At 31.7% G+C, this 15376-nt stretch carries 18 protein-coding genes; 5 read left to right on the top strand and 13 right to left on the bottom strand.

Going from position 1 to position 15376, the window contains the following annotated elements; all coding sequences use genetic code 11:
- Positions 1–15 precede the first annotated feature (15 nt).
- Positions 16–1596 (top strand): sensor histidine kinase KdpD, encoded by a 1581-nt coding sequence (locus ACJ6WR_RS02025; protein ID WP_035620893.1) that lies wholly within the window; start codon positions 16–18, stop codon positions 1594–1596.
- 3 nt (positions 1597–1599) lie between these two features.
- Entirely contained in the window at positions 1600–2316 is a 717-nt protein-coding gene (locus tag ACJ6WR_RS02020; RefSeq protein ID WP_035620894.1) for a response regulator transcription factor, read from the top strand.
- A 276-nt stretch (positions 2317–2592) separates the two neighbouring features.
- Here the strand turns inward: ACJ6WR_RS02020 and ACJ6WR_RS02015 are convergent, their stop codons facing one another.
- From ACJ6WR_RS02015 to ACJ6WR_RS01980, 8 genes are all read right to left on the bottom strand, one after another.
- A complete protein-coding gene (locus tag ACJ6WR_RS02015) occupies positions 2593–3336 on the bottom strand; it encodes an acyl-[acyl-carrier-protein] thioesterase (protein WP_409416917.1) in 744 nt (247 codons plus the stop codon).
- A gap of 12 nt (positions 3337–3348) precedes the next feature.
- Complete coding sequence (gene miaA, locus ACJ6WR_RS02010) at positions 3349–4272, bottom strand: tRNA (adenosine(37)-N6)-dimethylallyltransferase MiaA (protein ID WP_409416916.1); 924 nt, start codon at positions 4270–4272, stop codon at positions 3349–3351.
- 154 nt (positions 4273–4426) lie between these two features.
- Positions 4427–5266: an ion transporter gene (locus tag ACJ6WR_RS02005; protein ID WP_039120201.1), complete on the bottom strand. Its 840-nt coding sequence runs from the start codon at positions 5264–5266 to the stop codon at positions 4427–4429.
- A 30-nt stretch (positions 5267–5296) separates the two neighbouring features.
- Positions 5297–6658, bottom strand: a complete 1362-nt coding sequence (locus ACJ6WR_RS02000) for an exonuclease domain-containing protein (RefSeq protein ID WP_409416915.1) — start codon at positions 6656–6658, stop codon at positions 5297–5299.
- A 79-nt stretch (positions 6659–6737) separates the two neighbouring features.
- On the bottom strand, positions 6738–7091 hold the full coding sequence (locus ACJ6WR_RS01995) for a four helix bundle protein (RefSeq protein WP_039113064.1): 354 nt from the start codon (positions 7089–7091) through the stop codon (positions 6738–6740).
- A 39-nt stretch (positions 7092–7130) separates the two neighbouring features.
- Positions 7131–7790, bottom strand: coding sequence for a YggS family pyridoxal phosphate-dependent enzyme (locus tag ACJ6WR_RS01990; protein ID WP_409416914.1), 660 nt, complete (start codon positions 7788–7790; stop codon positions 7131–7133).
- A 14-nt stretch (positions 7791–7804) separates the two neighbouring features.
- On the bottom strand, positions 7805–8698 hold the full coding sequence (locus tag ACJ6WR_RS01985) for a 3-hydroxyacyl-CoA dehydrogenase family protein (protein WP_039113062.1): 894 nt from the start codon (positions 8696–8698) through the stop codon (positions 7805–7807).
- Positions 8699–8784: 86 nt separating this feature from the next.
- Positions 8785–9750: a Gfo/Idh/MocA family protein gene (locus ACJ6WR_RS01980; RefSeq protein ID WP_039120207.1), complete on the bottom strand. Its 966-nt coding sequence runs from the start codon at positions 9748–9750 to the stop codon at positions 8785–8787.
- Between the two features lie 143 nt (positions 9751–9893).
- Between ACJ6WR_RS01980 and ACJ6WR_RS01975 the strand changes: the two genes are divergently transcribed.
- A complete protein-coding gene (locus ACJ6WR_RS01975; RefSeq protein ID WP_035620917.1) occupies positions 9894–10535 on the top strand; it encodes a protein-L-isoaspartate(D-aspartate) O-methyltransferase in 642 nt (213 codons plus the stop codon).
- A 223-nt stretch (positions 10536–10758) separates the two neighbouring features.
- Here the strand turns inward: ACJ6WR_RS01975 and ACJ6WR_RS01970 are convergent, their stop codons facing one another.
- The 3 genes from ACJ6WR_RS01970 to smpB form a co-directional block, all read right to left on the bottom strand.
- Entirely contained in the window at positions 10759–11766 is a 1008-nt protein-coding gene (locus tag ACJ6WR_RS01970; RefSeq protein ID WP_409416913.1) for a helix-turn-helix domain-containing protein, read from the bottom strand.
- 94 nt (positions 11767–11860) lie between these two features.
- A complete protein-coding gene (locus tag ACJ6WR_RS01965; protein ID WP_039113059.1) occupies positions 11861–12487 on the bottom strand; it encodes a hypothetical protein in 627 nt (208 codons plus the stop codon).
- 80 nt (positions 12488–12567) lie between these two features.
- The gene (smpB, locus tag ACJ6WR_RS01960; RefSeq protein WP_409416912.1) at positions 12568–13020 is read right to left on the bottom strand and encodes an SsrA-binding protein SmpB; all 453 of its coding nucleotides are present in this window, start codon (positions 13018–13020) and stop codon (positions 12568–12570) included.
- 146 nt (positions 13021–13166) lie between these two features.
- On the opposite strand from smpB, the gene ACJ6WR_RS01955 reads away from it, so the two are divergent.
- The gene (locus ACJ6WR_RS01955) at positions 13167–13805 is read left to right on the top strand and encodes an outer membrane beta-barrel protein (RefSeq protein ID WP_039113057.1); all 639 of its coding nucleotides are present in this window, start codon (positions 13167–13169) and stop codon (positions 13803–13805) included.
- A gap of 102 nt (positions 13806–13907) precedes the next feature.
- On the top strand, positions 13908–14135 hold the full coding sequence (locus ACJ6WR_RS01950; protein ID WP_323489269.1) for a VF530 family protein: 228 nt from the start codon (positions 13908–13910) through the stop codon (positions 14133–14135).
- Here the strand turns inward: ACJ6WR_RS01950 and ACJ6WR_RS01945 are convergent.
- Positions 14132–14689: a DUF3575 domain-containing protein gene (locus ACJ6WR_RS01945; protein WP_409416911.1), complete on the bottom strand. Its 558-nt coding sequence runs from the start codon at positions 14687–14689 to the stop codon at positions 14132–14134. The genes ACJ6WR_RS01950 and ACJ6WR_RS01945 overlap by 4 nt on opposite strands.
- 134 nt (positions 14690–14823) lie before the next feature.
- Entirely contained in the window at positions 14824–15375 is a 552-nt protein-coding gene (locus ACJ6WR_RS01940; RefSeq protein ID WP_409416910.1) for a GNAT family N-acetyltransferase, read from the bottom strand.
- Between the last annotated feature and the right edge of the window lies 1 nt (position 15376).

The following is a 15376-nucleotide window of genomic DNA, read 5'->3' as shown; positions in this document are numbered from 1 at the left end:
ATTAATTTTGTTTCGATGAATAAATTGTTTTTTAGAATTCTTGTTTTATTGATGAGCTTATCCTTAATAGGGATAATTCTTGTTCAGGTATATTGGTTTACTTCTTCGTTTAAAAATAATGACGAACAGTTTAAGTTTCATGTTAAACAAGTTATTGGAAATGTAGCCGATAAGCTACAACAGCAAGAAGCCTATAGTTTTTATGATAAATACAATCATTATAAAGATAGTACAGGTAAAGTACCACAAAAAAATGATTTGTTAGAATTTTATTACGTTCAAAAAAATCCTAGAACAAATAAAACAATTGTATATTCAAATAGTATTATATCAGAAGATTATAATATAAATGGCTCGTTCTTTGATAAGAAATTTAGTAGCGAAAGGTTTAAGAATTTTAATTCTAAGCGTACAACCGAAGTTTATAATAATAACAGTATAGATAATTCGTTGCAACAAAGCATAATACCAGATGTAAAGATTGAGAAATCAGGAAATCTGGATGTTTTAGATAATGCGCAATTTGAGATATTCTTTAAAGACATTGCTTCGGCAATGCCAATTAACGAAAGAATCACCAAAGAGAAGCTACAAAAGCTTCTGAAAAAAGAATTAGAAGAGTACGGTGTAAAAACAAAATTCGAGTTTGGAATTTATAGTAGTGGTATCGCTACCAAAATTAAATCGGATGGGTTTAAATATGATAAAGAATCAACCTACTCGATACCAATTTTTGCAGATAATGAAGGGAATAACAAATATGAGTTATCGGTAACATTTCCTCACAAGAAGAAATTTTTACTATCAGAGTTAGTAAGTATAACCATATTGTCAATCATATTTACACTTATTATTATAATTGCATATACAAGTGCATTGAATCAGTTAATACGTCAGAAACATATATCTGAAATTAAAACTGATTTTATAAATAATATGACGCATGAGTTTAAAACTCCAATTGCAACAATAAATCTGGCTTTGGATGCCATTAAAAATCCTAAAATAATCGAAGATAAAGAGAAGGTCTTTAGGTACCTTCAGATGATACGGGACGAGAATAAACGAATGCACGCTCAGGTTGAGAATGTATTACGAATCTCTAAATTAGAGAAAAGTGAATTGGATATCAACAAAGAACCGACCGAAATCCATGGGATTATCGATGATGCAATTGAGCATGTAAGTTTGATTCTTGAGGATAGACAAGGTACTATTACAAATCATTACGATGCAGCCAGAGCGACAGCATTAATTAATGAAGTACATTTTACCAACGTCTTAGTTAATATCTTAGAGAATGCTATAAAGTATTCGCCAGGTATTCCTAAAATAGAAATTTTTACGGAGAACATTAAAGATATGATTCTTATAAAAGTAAAAGATAATGGGTTAGGAATGAGTAAAGTGGCTCAAAAAAGAGTTTTTGAGAAATTTTACAGAGAACACACGGGAGATTTACATAATGTTAAAGGCCACGGATTGGGCTTATCATATGTAAAAAGGATAGTAGAAGACCATAATGGTCAAGTTTACGTAGAAAGTGAAAAAGGGAAAGGTAGTACCTTTATAATAAAAATACCACTAATAAATTAAAATATGGAAAATATCAATAAAAGAATTCTTTTAGTAGAAGATGACCTTAATTTTGGTGCAGTTCTTAAAGACTATTTAATGCTAAATGACTTTGAAGTTACATTGGCAAAAAACGGAATGGAAGGCTTCGAGAAATTCAAGAAAGACGTATACGACTTATGTATTCTTGATGTCATGATGCCATATAAGGACGGATATACATTAGCAAAAGAAATCAGAGAGAAAAATAGCGAAGTGCCTATTATCTTTTTAACAGCAAAATCTATGAAAGAGGATGTGTTAAAAGGGTACAAAGCAGGAGCAGATGATTATTTGAACAAGCCATTTGATTCAGAAGTATTATTAATGAAAATCAAAGCGATTATTCAAAGAAAATCTTCTGATACTAAAGCTGAGCAAGTTCAGTTTGAGTTTAACATTGGTAAATTTCATTTAAATTCAAAACTTAGATTTTTAACTTTTGAAAATGAAGAGCCAATAAAGTTATCTCCAAAAGAAAACGAATTATTGAAAATGTTAATCCTTCATGAAAATGATTTAATGCCAAGAGAATTAGCATTAACAAAAATCTGGAGAGATGATAATTACTTTACTTCAAGAAGTATGGACGTTTATATCGCCAAACTTAGAAAGTATCTTAAACCAGACGAAGATGTTGAAATTCTTAACATCCACGGTGAAGGTTTTAGACTAGTTGTTAAAAACAAAGTAACTGCATAAATTAAAAAGCTTCGAGAAATCGGAGCTTTTTTTTGTAACTATTTCCCGCTTTCCGTTACAAGATTTTTTATAAAAAAGGCATTTCCTATGATTAAAAACGAGCTTCCGCTGGTCGCTGTTTTTATTCAGGAAATGTTTTTTTTTTATTTCAAAATGCTTTTCACTACAATCAGGGTTAAGAGATGTTTATTTAAAATAGAATATGAAGATTTTAATTGATAATCCTGCAAGGTTTTTTAACCTTGCAGAATATTAAAAATGTTAGTTCTGAAAACCTTATTTCTTCCAGTTAAGTTGTAATGCGAAGCAAGATTTATCGCCTTTTGTAATACTAAAAGTTGAGTTGCCTTCAGTTTCACTTTCGTGTATTACAACAGCATCATTTAAGGATAATTCTTTTAGGAAATTCATTTCGAAACTTTCTATTTCCTGATTCAGAATATGTTTTGGGTCAACGTGATCTAAACACCATTCTAAGTATTTTACATTATTGGCATGGTTTACAATATCTAAATCGGATAGATAAACAGTTTTTTCAAAAACTGATTCTTTTTCTGGATTGATATTAATTTTAGAGAAACCTTCTTTTGTGGCTCTGTTATCTGGATATAACTCAAAATGGTCATAAGGAAGTGCTAATCCTTCAGGGCGACGTGCTTTTGTATTAAAAACTGCCCAGAATGTCTCGCTGCCAATTATTTTTTTGCCGTTTACATACATTTCTAATGCACGAACAGAACGGGAATTTTCCAGACTGTTAATCCATGTTTTTACCGTTACTACATCTTGCCATTTTGGTAATGCAGTAACTTCTACACGCATGCGGCTTAAAACCCAAGCTTGATCGAATTCCTGCATATCTATAAAACTAATTCCTCCAACTTCTGAGTGGGCTGCGGCTGTTAGTTGTAAAAGATTGCACATATCGGTATATTTTAAATATCCATTTGGCGTGCATTGTGTAAAATTGATTTCCCAGTCTTTGCTTAATACAGATGTGAAATTTGGAGAGATTGGCATGAGTCCTTTATCTTATTTTTTTATACTTTCTTCGATGAAGTTTATTATCTCATTTTTTGGAGTGAGATAATCAAACCATTTTGTATTTTCATTGCGTTTAAACCAAGTTAACTGACGTTTTGCAAAGCGTCGGGTGTTTTTCTTGATTTCTTCGATTGCAAAGGGCAACGTGAATTCTTCATCAAAATAACTAAATAATTCCCGATATCCGACCGTTTGTAGTGCATTTAACGCTTTGTTAGGATAAAGGCTTTGTGCTTCTTCTAGTAAACCTTGGTTAAGCATTATGTCAACACGTTGGTTTATTCGGTCGTAAATTACAGCTCTGTCAGCTTCTAAACCAATTAAGACAGGAGTGAAGTTTCGATTATTCTTTTTCTGATTTAAAAACGATGAATATGGCTTTCCTGTTCCTAAACAAACTCCGACAAAGCGCATCATTCGTTGCGGATTTTGTAATGTCTGTGGATTTTCGATAGTCAGTTTATCGTAATAAGCAGTATCTAATTTTTTTAATTGCTCTTGTAAATACAAAATTCCGTTTTGTTCATATTCTAGTGCTACTTTTTCGCGAATTGTTGTATCGATTTCAGGAAATTCATCAAATCCTTTTAATACAGCATCTACATATAATCCTGAGCCACCTACAAGAATAACATAATCATTGTGTTGGAACAGTTCTTCTAATTTGGTTATAGCTTCTTTTTCGTAATCGCCTACGGTATAGTTTTCGAAAATAGATATGTTCTGGATAAAATGATGTTTAGCGGCCTGTAGTTCGTCTTGATTGGGTACGGCTGTACCAATTGTCATTTCTTTGAAAAACTGACGGCTATCGCACGATATTATCTCGCACTTAAAATGTTGTGCCAAAGCAATACTTAAGGCAGTTTTACCTATAGCTGTTGGTCCGACGATGGTGATTAAGTATTTCATATTTTTTAGCCCAGATGGAAACGTAAACCCCGGACTTAGATTTGTTTATTTTTTTTGGTATAAAAGAGCGACTTTATGAAGCTCCTTTTATGCCTTAAAAAAATTACGAATGTAAGGAGGAGTTGTAGTACACAGCTGGAAATGGCTTCATAAATTAATTATCGGGTAATGTTTCGCCACATTCATAGCAATATTTTGCATTATCAAAATGAACTTGGGAATTACATTTTAGACATTTCTTTTTTGTACTGATAGAGTTGCTTTTCAGGCTGCTTTTGGCAAATTCGGCTGTAACGATTCCGGTAGGAACCGCAATGATTCCGTAACCCATAATCATAACCAATGAGGCTAAAAATTGTCCTATTGGCGATGCTGGCGAGATATCACCATAGCCTACGGTTGTTAGGGTAACGATTGCCCAGTAAATACCCATTGGGATGCTGGTAAAGCCGCTTTCTTTGCCTTCGACTACGTACATTAATGAGCCAATAATTACTGCACTAATAACTACAAAATAGATGAATACAAGGATTTTTTCTTTACTGGCTTCCATTGCTTCGCGAAGCTGTATGGATTGTTGTGAGATTTGGGGGATATGTAAAATCTTAAACAATCGGAAGAAACGTAGCACTCTCACAATTGTTAAAACATTTGTAGCAGGAAAAAATATAGATAAATACATGGGTAATATCGCCATTAAATCGATGATTCCATAAAAGCTAAAAACATATTTTATGGGTTTTTGTATCGAAATAATACGTAAAATGAATTCTATGGTAAAAAATACGGTGATTATCCATTCACAAATAAGAAGCTGTGTATGGTATTTTTGATTGATTCCTTCTACGGTATCCATCATAACCAATAATACGCTTAGTAAAATAAGTCCTAGAAGTACCAAATCGAACAAGCGCCCTAAAACGGTATTTGTACCATAAAGGATGATTTGGGTTTTTTGCCTAAAAAGGTCGTATTTTGATTTTATTCTTGACATATCTGCGAAGATACTGAAAGTTAATATGTATTAAAAATGAATTACTTTTAATGATTTGCTTTTTCTCATGTAATTCTGAATTATGCTTTTGGCATCACGATTGTTTTGCATCGGAATTATGATGTTTTTCAGGATTTCGATGTTGGTAATCTGATAGTTTAAATCGTAAAAAGCATAGCCTTTATAAACACCATTTTCTATTAATACTGCGCTGCGCTCGTTTACAGTTCGCCCACGGTCTACTAAAATCATGTTTTTGTTTTCGAAACTATAATCGGTAATAAAATTTTGAACTCTTGCATTATATTTTTCGGGAGTGATTTCTCCGATACAGGCACCGTCGCATTCTTTTATTTTATATTGAAAACATTCTTTCTTAGTGAGATATAAACCAGTCAGTTTTTGGCACAATTTGTATTTATCGGTGATGAAAAACAAAGCGTTTTTTCCTTCTTGTAAACTTCCGTAAGAGGTAATTTCTTTTTTGCGTCCGTCGGTTTTCTGAAGTTTTAAGTTTAGATAACCGTTTTTGTCTTTTTCGGCGTATAATGAAAGCGGGAAAATAGTTTTTTTCTGCGAACGATTGTATTTGGGTTTATTGACTTTTATTTCTTCACTTTCTTTTAAAAGCGCAATAAGTTCGCTTCCTGTTTCATCATAAGTTACTGTAAATACTTCGGCTTGGATTTTTTTACTTTTGGTATTCGTTCCTGTAAAATGCTGATTGATGCGTTTTTTTATGTTTCGACTTTTGCCAATGTATATTAAATTTCCGCTTTCGTTATGAATGTAGTATACACCTGTTTTTGTAGGTGCTTGCGCTACAATATCTAATAATTTTGGTGCAATTCCTTTTTCGACTTCGAGTTTTATGAAGTCCTTTATAATTGTTTTTTCGGTATCTTTTTCAAGAAGCATTTTGAACAACTTTACTGTTGCCATTGCATCACCATTGGCACGATGTCTGTCGGCCATTGGAATTCCTAGTGCGCGAACTAGTTTTCCTAAGCTATAAGAAGGTTGTTCTGGAATTAATTTTTTGGCAAGTTCGACTGTACAAAGCGTTTTGGCTTCGAAATCATATCCTAAACGGCGAAATTCGGTGCGTAAGATTCTGTAATCAAAAGAGGCGTTATGTGCTACGATAACACAATCGGAAGTGATTTCTATAATTCGTTTAGCAACTTCAAAAAACTTTGGTGCTGAACGTAACATTGCATTACTAATACCTGTAAGTTTTACAACAAATGGCTGAATGGGAATTTCCGGGTTCACCAGACTAATGAATTGATCGACTACTTCATGACCATCAAATTTATAGATGGCAATTTCGGTAATTCCTTCTTCATTAAACTGTCCTCCAGTTGTTTCTATGTCTAGTATTGCGTACATTATCAATGTCAATTTCAAAAATCAATTTCAATTTCAAAGTCAATAATAATCCTTAAAATTACTATTGTCGTTGTGATTGTTATTGACTGTTTTTATTTATTATCATTTTTGATGAAATTGCAATAAGTTGTTCTACTTCAATTAGAAGTTTATTTCTTTTATCGTTATCACCTTCTTTAATATAATTCAGAATTTTTAATGAGTTTCTTGATTCTTTTAACTCTTTTGCTACTAATGAAACTTTAAAAATAAAATCTTTATCAGTAATTGTACCTTGGGCTTCTCCAAAATTTAAGGAAGCACTTCCGGATGATCTGATTAATTGATTTTTATAGTATTCATTTTCAAATAATCTCTCCAATTGCCTTGTAAAGAAAATACATTCTCCTGCAAAACGAACTAACCTATCTTCAAAATTGAATATTTTTTCCATTAAGTATTGATTTTTGCAATTGATATTGATTTTTGAAATTTATCTGCCTCCAAATATACTACTTCCAATTCGAACCATGGTACTACCACATTCTATGGCAAGTTGGTAATCTCCGGACATTCCCATCGAAACAGTATTCAGTTTACAGTTTACAGGTTTTGTAGCTTGTAAAGAGTCAAAAATAGACTTTAAATGTGTGAATTCTTTTTTTATTTGGTTTTGATTTTCTGTAAAAGTTGCCATTCCCATTAAACCCAAAATTTGAATGTTTTTCATATTATGAAAATCTTCTGAGGCTAGGAGTGATGTGAGTTCTTTTTCGTCAAGACCAAATTTAGTTTCTTCTTCGGCAATATGCATTTGAAGCAGGCAATCTATAACTCGGTTGTTTTTTAACGCTTGTTTATTGATTTCCTGCAATAATTTTAAACTATCAACACCATGAATCAAGCTTACAAACGGAGCCATAAATTTGACTTTATTCGTTTGTACGTGTCCAATCATGTGCCATTGGATGTCTTTTGGCATTTCTTCCCATTTGTCTGTCATTTCCTGGATTTTATTTTCTCCAAAAATACGTTGACCAGCTTCGTAGGCTTCCATTAAATCGGTAACAGGTTTGGTTTTAGAAACCGCAACTAATGTTACATGTTCGGGTAGAGAAGCTTTTATGGTACTTAGATTTACTTTAATAGACATTGTCTTTTTGTTTTTTATGAAATGATAAATTGCTTTGATATTTTCTCTGCTTTTTTACTTTCACTATAATCATAGAATCCTTCACCAGATTTCACTCCTAATTTCCCAGCTCTAACCATATTTACCAATAAAGGACATGGTGCGTATTTTGGGTTTTTGAAACCGTCGTACATTACATTTAAGATTGCTAAACATACGTCAAGACCAATAAAATCGGCTAGTTGCAATGGTCCCATTGGGTGTCCCATTCCTAGTTTCATTACTGTGTCTATTTCGTAAACGCCAGCCACTTTGTTATATAACGTTTCGATTGCTTCGTTTAGCATAGGCATTAAAATTCTATTTGCCACAAAACCTGGATAATCGTTTACTTCAACTGGAGTTTTACCTAGTTTTACAGATAATTCCATGATGATTTTGGTAACTTCATCGCTAGTATTATAACCGCGAATAATTTCTACCAATTTCATAATTGGTACAGGATTCATAAAGTGCATCCCGATAACACGCTCTGGATGAGTTACAACAGCTCCGATTTGTGTTATAGAAATAGATGAAGTATTGGTCGCTAAAATTGTATTATGCGAACAGGCTTCGTTTAATTGCTTAAAAATATTCAGTTTTAGATCGATGTTTTCTGTTGCAGCTTCTACAACTAAATCAACACCTACAACACCATCTTTAATATCGGTATAAGTAATAATATTAGTTATAGTTTTAGCTTTTTCTTCTTCAGTAATACTTCCTTTTGCAAGCATTCTGTCTAAATTAGCGGCAATAGTTGCCATTCCTTTATCCAACGATTTTTCGGAAACATCAATTAGTTTTACTACAAAACCACTTTGTGCAAACGTATGAGCGATTCCGTTACCCATTGTTCCTGCACCGATTACAGCAATTGTTTTCATATTATTTAAGTACTATATTTTATAATTTTAGCCATAAACTCACAAATTAATTCGTGAATTTATGGCTAACTTTTTTTAAGATTATTTTATTTGTTAAAACAGTCAATAATTTGGTAAGCTACTCTTAAAGCATCTGTTGCTTGTTCTAGAGTTACCACAGGAGCTGTATTTGTATTGATTGCATTTGCAAAAGATTCTAATTCATCAAGAATTGCGTTGTTTTGCTCTACATCTGGATTTGTAAAATAGATTTGTTTTTTTACACCTTCGGCATTTTGCAAAATCATATCAAAATCACCTGGAACTTCAGGAGCATCTTTCATACGAACAACTTCACACTTCTTTTCTAAAAAGTCAACCGAAATATAAGCATCTCTTTGGAAAAAACGTGTTTTACGCATGTTTTTCATCGAAATTCTACTTGCTGTTAAGTTGGCAACACAACCGTTTTCAAATTCAATTCGGGCATTGGCAATATCTGGAGTGTCGCTAATAACTGAAACTCCACTAGCATTGATACTTTTTACTTTAGATTTTACGACGCTTAAAATGGCATCGATATCATGAATCATTAAATCTAAAACTACAGGAACATCTGTACCACGAGGATTAAATTCGGCTAAACGATGTGTTTCTATAAACATCGGATTTTCAATCATGTTTTTTGTCGCTATGAATGCTGGATTAAAGCGTTCTACATGTCCTACTTGACCTTTTACGTTATATTCTTTTGCTAAAGCGATAATTTCTTCAGCTTCTTCAACAGTATTCGAAATAGGTTTTTCGATAAAGATATGTTTTCCTGATTTTATGGCAACTTTAGCACATTTATAATGGGATAATGTTGGGGTTACAATATCAATTACATCTACAGCGTGTATTAACTTGGCAATTGTATTGAAATTTTTATAACCGAATTCTTTGGAAATTTTCTCGGCGTTTTCTTGATTTTGGTCATAAAAACCAACTAATTCATATTTATCAGATTGTTGTAATAAACGTAAATGTATTTTACCTAAGTGACCAGCACCTAAAACTCCTACTTTTAACATGAGAATGTATTTTTAACAAAAATATAATTTATTTGTTGAAAGTGAAAGTGAATGCTTTAAAGTTTTAGTAATTTAATATTTAAGAATCAATATTTGAATTACTATTTACTTTCTTATTTTTACCAAAAATTAAATAATAAACATTGAAAGACACTGCCAAACATCAAGGACTTCGGAATCAATTAGTAAGCACTTTACAACAAAAGGGAATTACCGATAAAGCTGTTTTGGAAGCGATAAAAAAAATTCCAAGACACCTTTTTTTGAACTCTAGCTTTGAAGATTATGCTTATCAGGACAAGGCTTTCCCGATTGGTGCGGGGCAAACTATTTCTCAACCTTACACTGTTGCGTTTCAATCGCAGCTGTTAGAAGTTAAAAAAGACCATAAAGTATTAGAAATTGGTACTGGGTCAGGGTATCAAACTGCAGTATTATATATGTTGGGAGCAAAGGTATTTAGTGTCGAAAGACAAAATGAACTGTTTAAAACAACATCTGTTTTATTTCCTAAATTAGGAATTCGTCCGAAACACCTTTCTTTTGGAGATGGTTATAAAGGATTACCTACTTATGCACCATTTGATAGTATAATTGTAACTGCCGGAGCGCCATTTATTCCGCAACCATTAATGGCACAATTAAAAATAGGAGGAAGGTTAGTAATTCCGCTAGGAGAAGACGTTCAGATTATGACGTTGTTAATTCGTAAAAACGAAACACAATTTGAAAAACATGAGTTTGGAGAATTTAGATTCGTTCCTTTATTAGAAGATAAAAATTAAATATTTTTTGGTGTGTAAGCCATAAAAAAAGAATTTTACCATTAAGAAATTAAGTTTCTTTAAACTTCAGATTTCTTAATGGTTTTTTTAGCCACAGATTTTTCAGATTAAAATGATTTCTCGATTAAGTATCTTAGTTTTATTTTAGATTAAACTTAATTTTTCTTAATTTCTTAATGGTAAAAAAAAAACATTTTTAAATGTTTATGCTCTAATAATGTAATTATTGAGAAACCAATTGGATGGCGCGTTGTAAATTTTCCTTTTCTACTTGTGCAACATAGTTTATAAAAATAGATTCATCATTTTGATTTTGACTTTTCTCAAGAATGCTCAGATATTCGTTTTTATGTTCTGTATCTCCTTGTATTGTTGCAAAGACATAGCCATTTTGTATTAATATCCAATTCATTAATAAATGAGCTATTTGTGTGTTTCCACTTTCGAATGGGGTAATTTTTATAATTCTTAAGTGTACCTCAGAAGCTAATAATATTGGATGTAAGCTGTTTTTGTTGGTCTCAAACCAGCTAAAAAAGGAAGCCATCTCGCGAACAATCAAGGCATCATTTTTATATTTCCCAGCATGGTCGGGTTTGATCCCTCTTGAAATCAAGTTGTGGATATTGAGTAATTCTTTTTCGTTAACAGGGCTATTTTTTTGAGTCAAATCTTTAATATAAGAAATAGTTTCATGGTGGTTTACGGCCTCTAAGTGCTCGCGCATTGTTTTACCCGCAATTGTTAATCCCTCATTAATTACTGCTTTGGTTTCTTGTAATGTTAATGTGTTTTCGTTTAAACGATTACTCTCATATGTAAATTCCAGTTCTAGAATTTTAGAAATTCGGTGTAGTTCAAATTGTTGGAACGATTGAACTTTGGTTTTTAAAGTTTCAATTTCATCCAAAACGTTCTGTAGCGTTGATAATATTACTGAAGCGACTACTTTTTTGTTATTTTGAATTTCGATTTCTGCAAGATGCAGAGCTTTAAGTGCAAATTCTTCTTGACCGATTTCGTGTATTATTTTTTCTTTTAGCCAAAGAATTAATAAGTTTTCAAAATCAATTTCAAGTAATGAGGCAAGTTTAACGATTTGTTCTCTTGTGGGTTTTCGGGTACCACTTTCAAATTTACTTATTAAAGCTTGGTCAATTTCTAATAACTGCGCTACTTCTCGGGTTTTAAACCCTTTTTTCTCTCTGGCATTTTTAAGAATCGTTTTCATTTTAAAAAGCAGGTTTTGATTGTCAAGACAAGTTTAGTCATTATTTTTTAAATAAAAATAGCATCAAATTAATTCGATGCTATTTTAGAAGAAATTATTTTTTAGGAAGCGTTCCGTCTTTTTTCATTTCGTTTACTACAGTTCTCATGATATCATCTACTGTTGCACCTATATCTGTTATATCTGATGATTGTGTGGTGCCTGTCCAGATTAATTTATTGTGTTTTAAAGAGAAAACGTTGGTTTCTACAATATAAAATGTGTTTTCTACATAATAGCCTGGAGAATAGAAATCAGTAGCGTACATGCCGTACCAACCACCAAAAGCACCTCCATATAAACCATTATAACCACCGTAATAAATACTAGTATCAATTCCTGGTACATAATCAGTTTGTTTTTCTTTGCTTACCAAGCGCATGGTAACTACACCATCAAAATTTTCGTCGTTTAATATTTTTAGTTTCTGATCATTTGTTAAGTCATTATTAATTTGATTTAAGAATTGATAAGAAGTATGGAAGATAGGGCTGCTGGCAGCAATTCTGTTCTCCGTAATTCTTCGTGTTTCTTCATCTTTGACTAAAGCTACGACTAATACTTTTTTGAAATTTTCTGAACTAATTGTTATTTTGGGATCTCTCCAACTACTAACAATTGTAGAACTAGTACCGCAACCACAAAGTAAGATGACGGTTAATACAACAAATATTCTTTTCATAAACTTGAAATTTAGAATTTATTGTAGTAAAAATAAGTATAAAAATCGAGAAATAACTCTTATTAAAAGAGGATTAAAAATTAGAAAGCTTTTTTAATTCTATCTAAATCACGTTTGGTATCTTGTTCTTTTAAAGATTCGCGTTTGTCGTAGTTTTTCTTTCCTTTACAAAGACCGATTTGCAGTTTTGCTAATCCTTTTTCATTAGTAAATAGTTTCAAAGGGATGATTGTTAGTCCTTTTGCTTGTACATTTTTCTGAAGACTCTTCAATTCTTTTTTATTCAAAAGCAATTTTCTTTCGCTTCTTGACTTATGATTGAATTGATTTCCAAAAGCGTATTCTTCTATATAAGTGTTTATGGCAAAAAGTTCATTACCACTAAATTCACAAAAACTCTCGGTAATATTTGCTTTACCAAGACGTATTGATTTGATTTCGGTTCCCGCTAAAACAATTCCAGCAGTATAGGTATCTATTATTTCGTAATCGAAACGGGCTCTCTTATTGAGTATATTGACAGTTTTTAACATAGGATTGCAAATGTAGAATAAAAAAGAAAAACTTTAATGAAATCAAAGATAATTAAAGATTTTTTTAAACCTATGATTTTAATCATTCTTCAGGAAAAACCTTACGCTTAAGTTTGTTAAATAATTTATAACAAAAACTTAAAAACATGAAAAAAATTTTAACATTAGTTAGTATTGTGTTAGTAGGCTTAACGGTAAAAGCTCAGGAAGCAAATCAAGGTCTAAAAGGTGCATGGTTTGTAACATCGCAATTTGGTTACCAACAAACTAAAACAGACGATGTAAAAAGCACAAATTTATTAGTAATGCCAGTTGTAGGTAAATTTATTACGCCATCTGTAGCTGTTGGAGCAGGGCTTGGATATATTAATATAAAAGCAGATTCAGATAAAGGAACTGCTGCAAATTCTAATTTAATAGTTATTCAGCCTTTAGCTAGAAAATATTGGAATGTTGCTGGTTCTTTATATTTCTTCGGACAATTGGCAGCACCAATAATCACTGGAAAAGAAAAGGAAAGTGAATTAAAAGTAAATCAATTTGGACTGTCTTTATCTGGTGGATTTGATTTCTTCGTGACAAAATATTTCTCAGTTGAGTTCTCTTATGATTTAGCTAATTTTACATCTACGACTTTAGATCCTAAAGATGGTTCTAAAACTACTGTAACTAATTTTGGATTAGCACATGTGGCTAATGTTGATTCTTATTATAATGGGGCATTAGGAGGAAGTAATCCAAATTTAACTTCTCCACTTTCTTTCGGATTTAAATTCATATTCTAATATTTAGGAGATTATTTAAATTTCAATTTAGTAATTTTGTAAAAAAGAAAGACCGTACTTTTCATAGTACGGTCTTTTTATTATTTATTTAAAAAATATTAAATGCAAAATCAAGATAAAAATCCTCTACACGGAATTACTCTTCAAACAATACTAGAAAAACTAGTAGAGTATTATGGATTTGACACTTTGGGAGAATTAATTCCGATTAAATGTTTTTCTTCAAATCCTAGTATTAAATCTAGTTTGACTTTTTTAAGAAAAACGGATTGGGCTAGAAAAAAGGTAGAAGATTTATATATAAAATCGATTCCTAAATTTTCAAATTAATTTAATTTATACGAAATCATTACACCACCACCGTAAGGTAACCATTCTCCACTTTTGTTGTAATCATGGGCTTTTTCATAACGACCAGGTGTACCGTCATTATAAAGGCCTTTATAAAAACCTTGGTGCCATCCTCCGCTAACAAAAAAATCTAGCATGAATTTATCATTTAGTTTCTTTTGATATCCTAGCGTAGCTCCTAATCTATAGCCAAAACCATCTTCGTAATTGTTACTATCCCAGTAGTTCCATTTTTGAATTTGATATATATCACCTCCAATATGACCACCAAGGTATAAGCCATTGAATTTCTCATTAAAATGGTAACGAACTTCCGGAGTAAAGGTGACAAATTTCATTGGGCTTTTTCCATCAAATGATTCCCAAAAAGAAGCCATTAAATCAACATTCAGTGTTAATTTTTTACCAATGCTTGTTTCTACGGCAATATCTGGAATTAATACTACTGCAGTAAGAGCATTTGCTTTAATGTAAGTTTGACTTTGGGATTGAATTGAAAATAGTAGAACGATTAGGGCAAATAAATTTTTCATAAAATCTAGTAATTACTAGCAATAAGTTAGTTTGGGTTGCTAGTTTTGGGTGCAAATATAACGGAATGAAATATGTTGTATTGTTATAAAGTTAAAATTTAACAAGAATCAATAAAAAAAGATATTGCTATGAATTACTTTTTGTTTAATAACGAATAAATTACGCTATCTAAAAAAATGCCTTCATAATATTCGACTTCTTTAAAATGCCCTTCTTTTACAAAACCAATTTTTTGTAATACTCTTTCTGATGCAAAATTATCAGGGTCAATGGCTGCTTCGATTGAGTGTAGTTTCATTTCATTAAAACCATAATCAATTACTGTTTTTACTGCTTCAGGAATAATTCCTTTTCCGTGAAGTTCAGGTAATAGCATATAGCCAATTTCGGCACGATAATGTTCTGGTTTTATTCTATAATAGCCAATGATTCCAACTACTTTGGAATCGCCTTTTAGTGTTATTCCCCAATTGATTCCTTCGTTAGTTTCAATTGTACTATCAATTTGAGCTATATGTTCCAATGCCTGTTCAGTAGTTTTTGTGAGTGGCCTTGGAATGTATTTCATAGTTTCAGGATTAGAACGAAGTGCTATAATTTCGTTTGCATCCTCATTGGTTACTCTTCTAATAATTAAGCGTTCCGTTTCGAGTACTGGAAATGGAGAAAAATTAAATGTTAACATA

Source organism: Flavobacterium sp. PS2 (assembly GCF_046250155.1).
GTDB lineage: Bacteria > Bacteroidota > Bacteroidia > Flavobacteriales > Flavobacteriaceae > Flavobacterium.
This window is presented reverse-complemented; position numbering and strand designations above follow the sequence as displayed.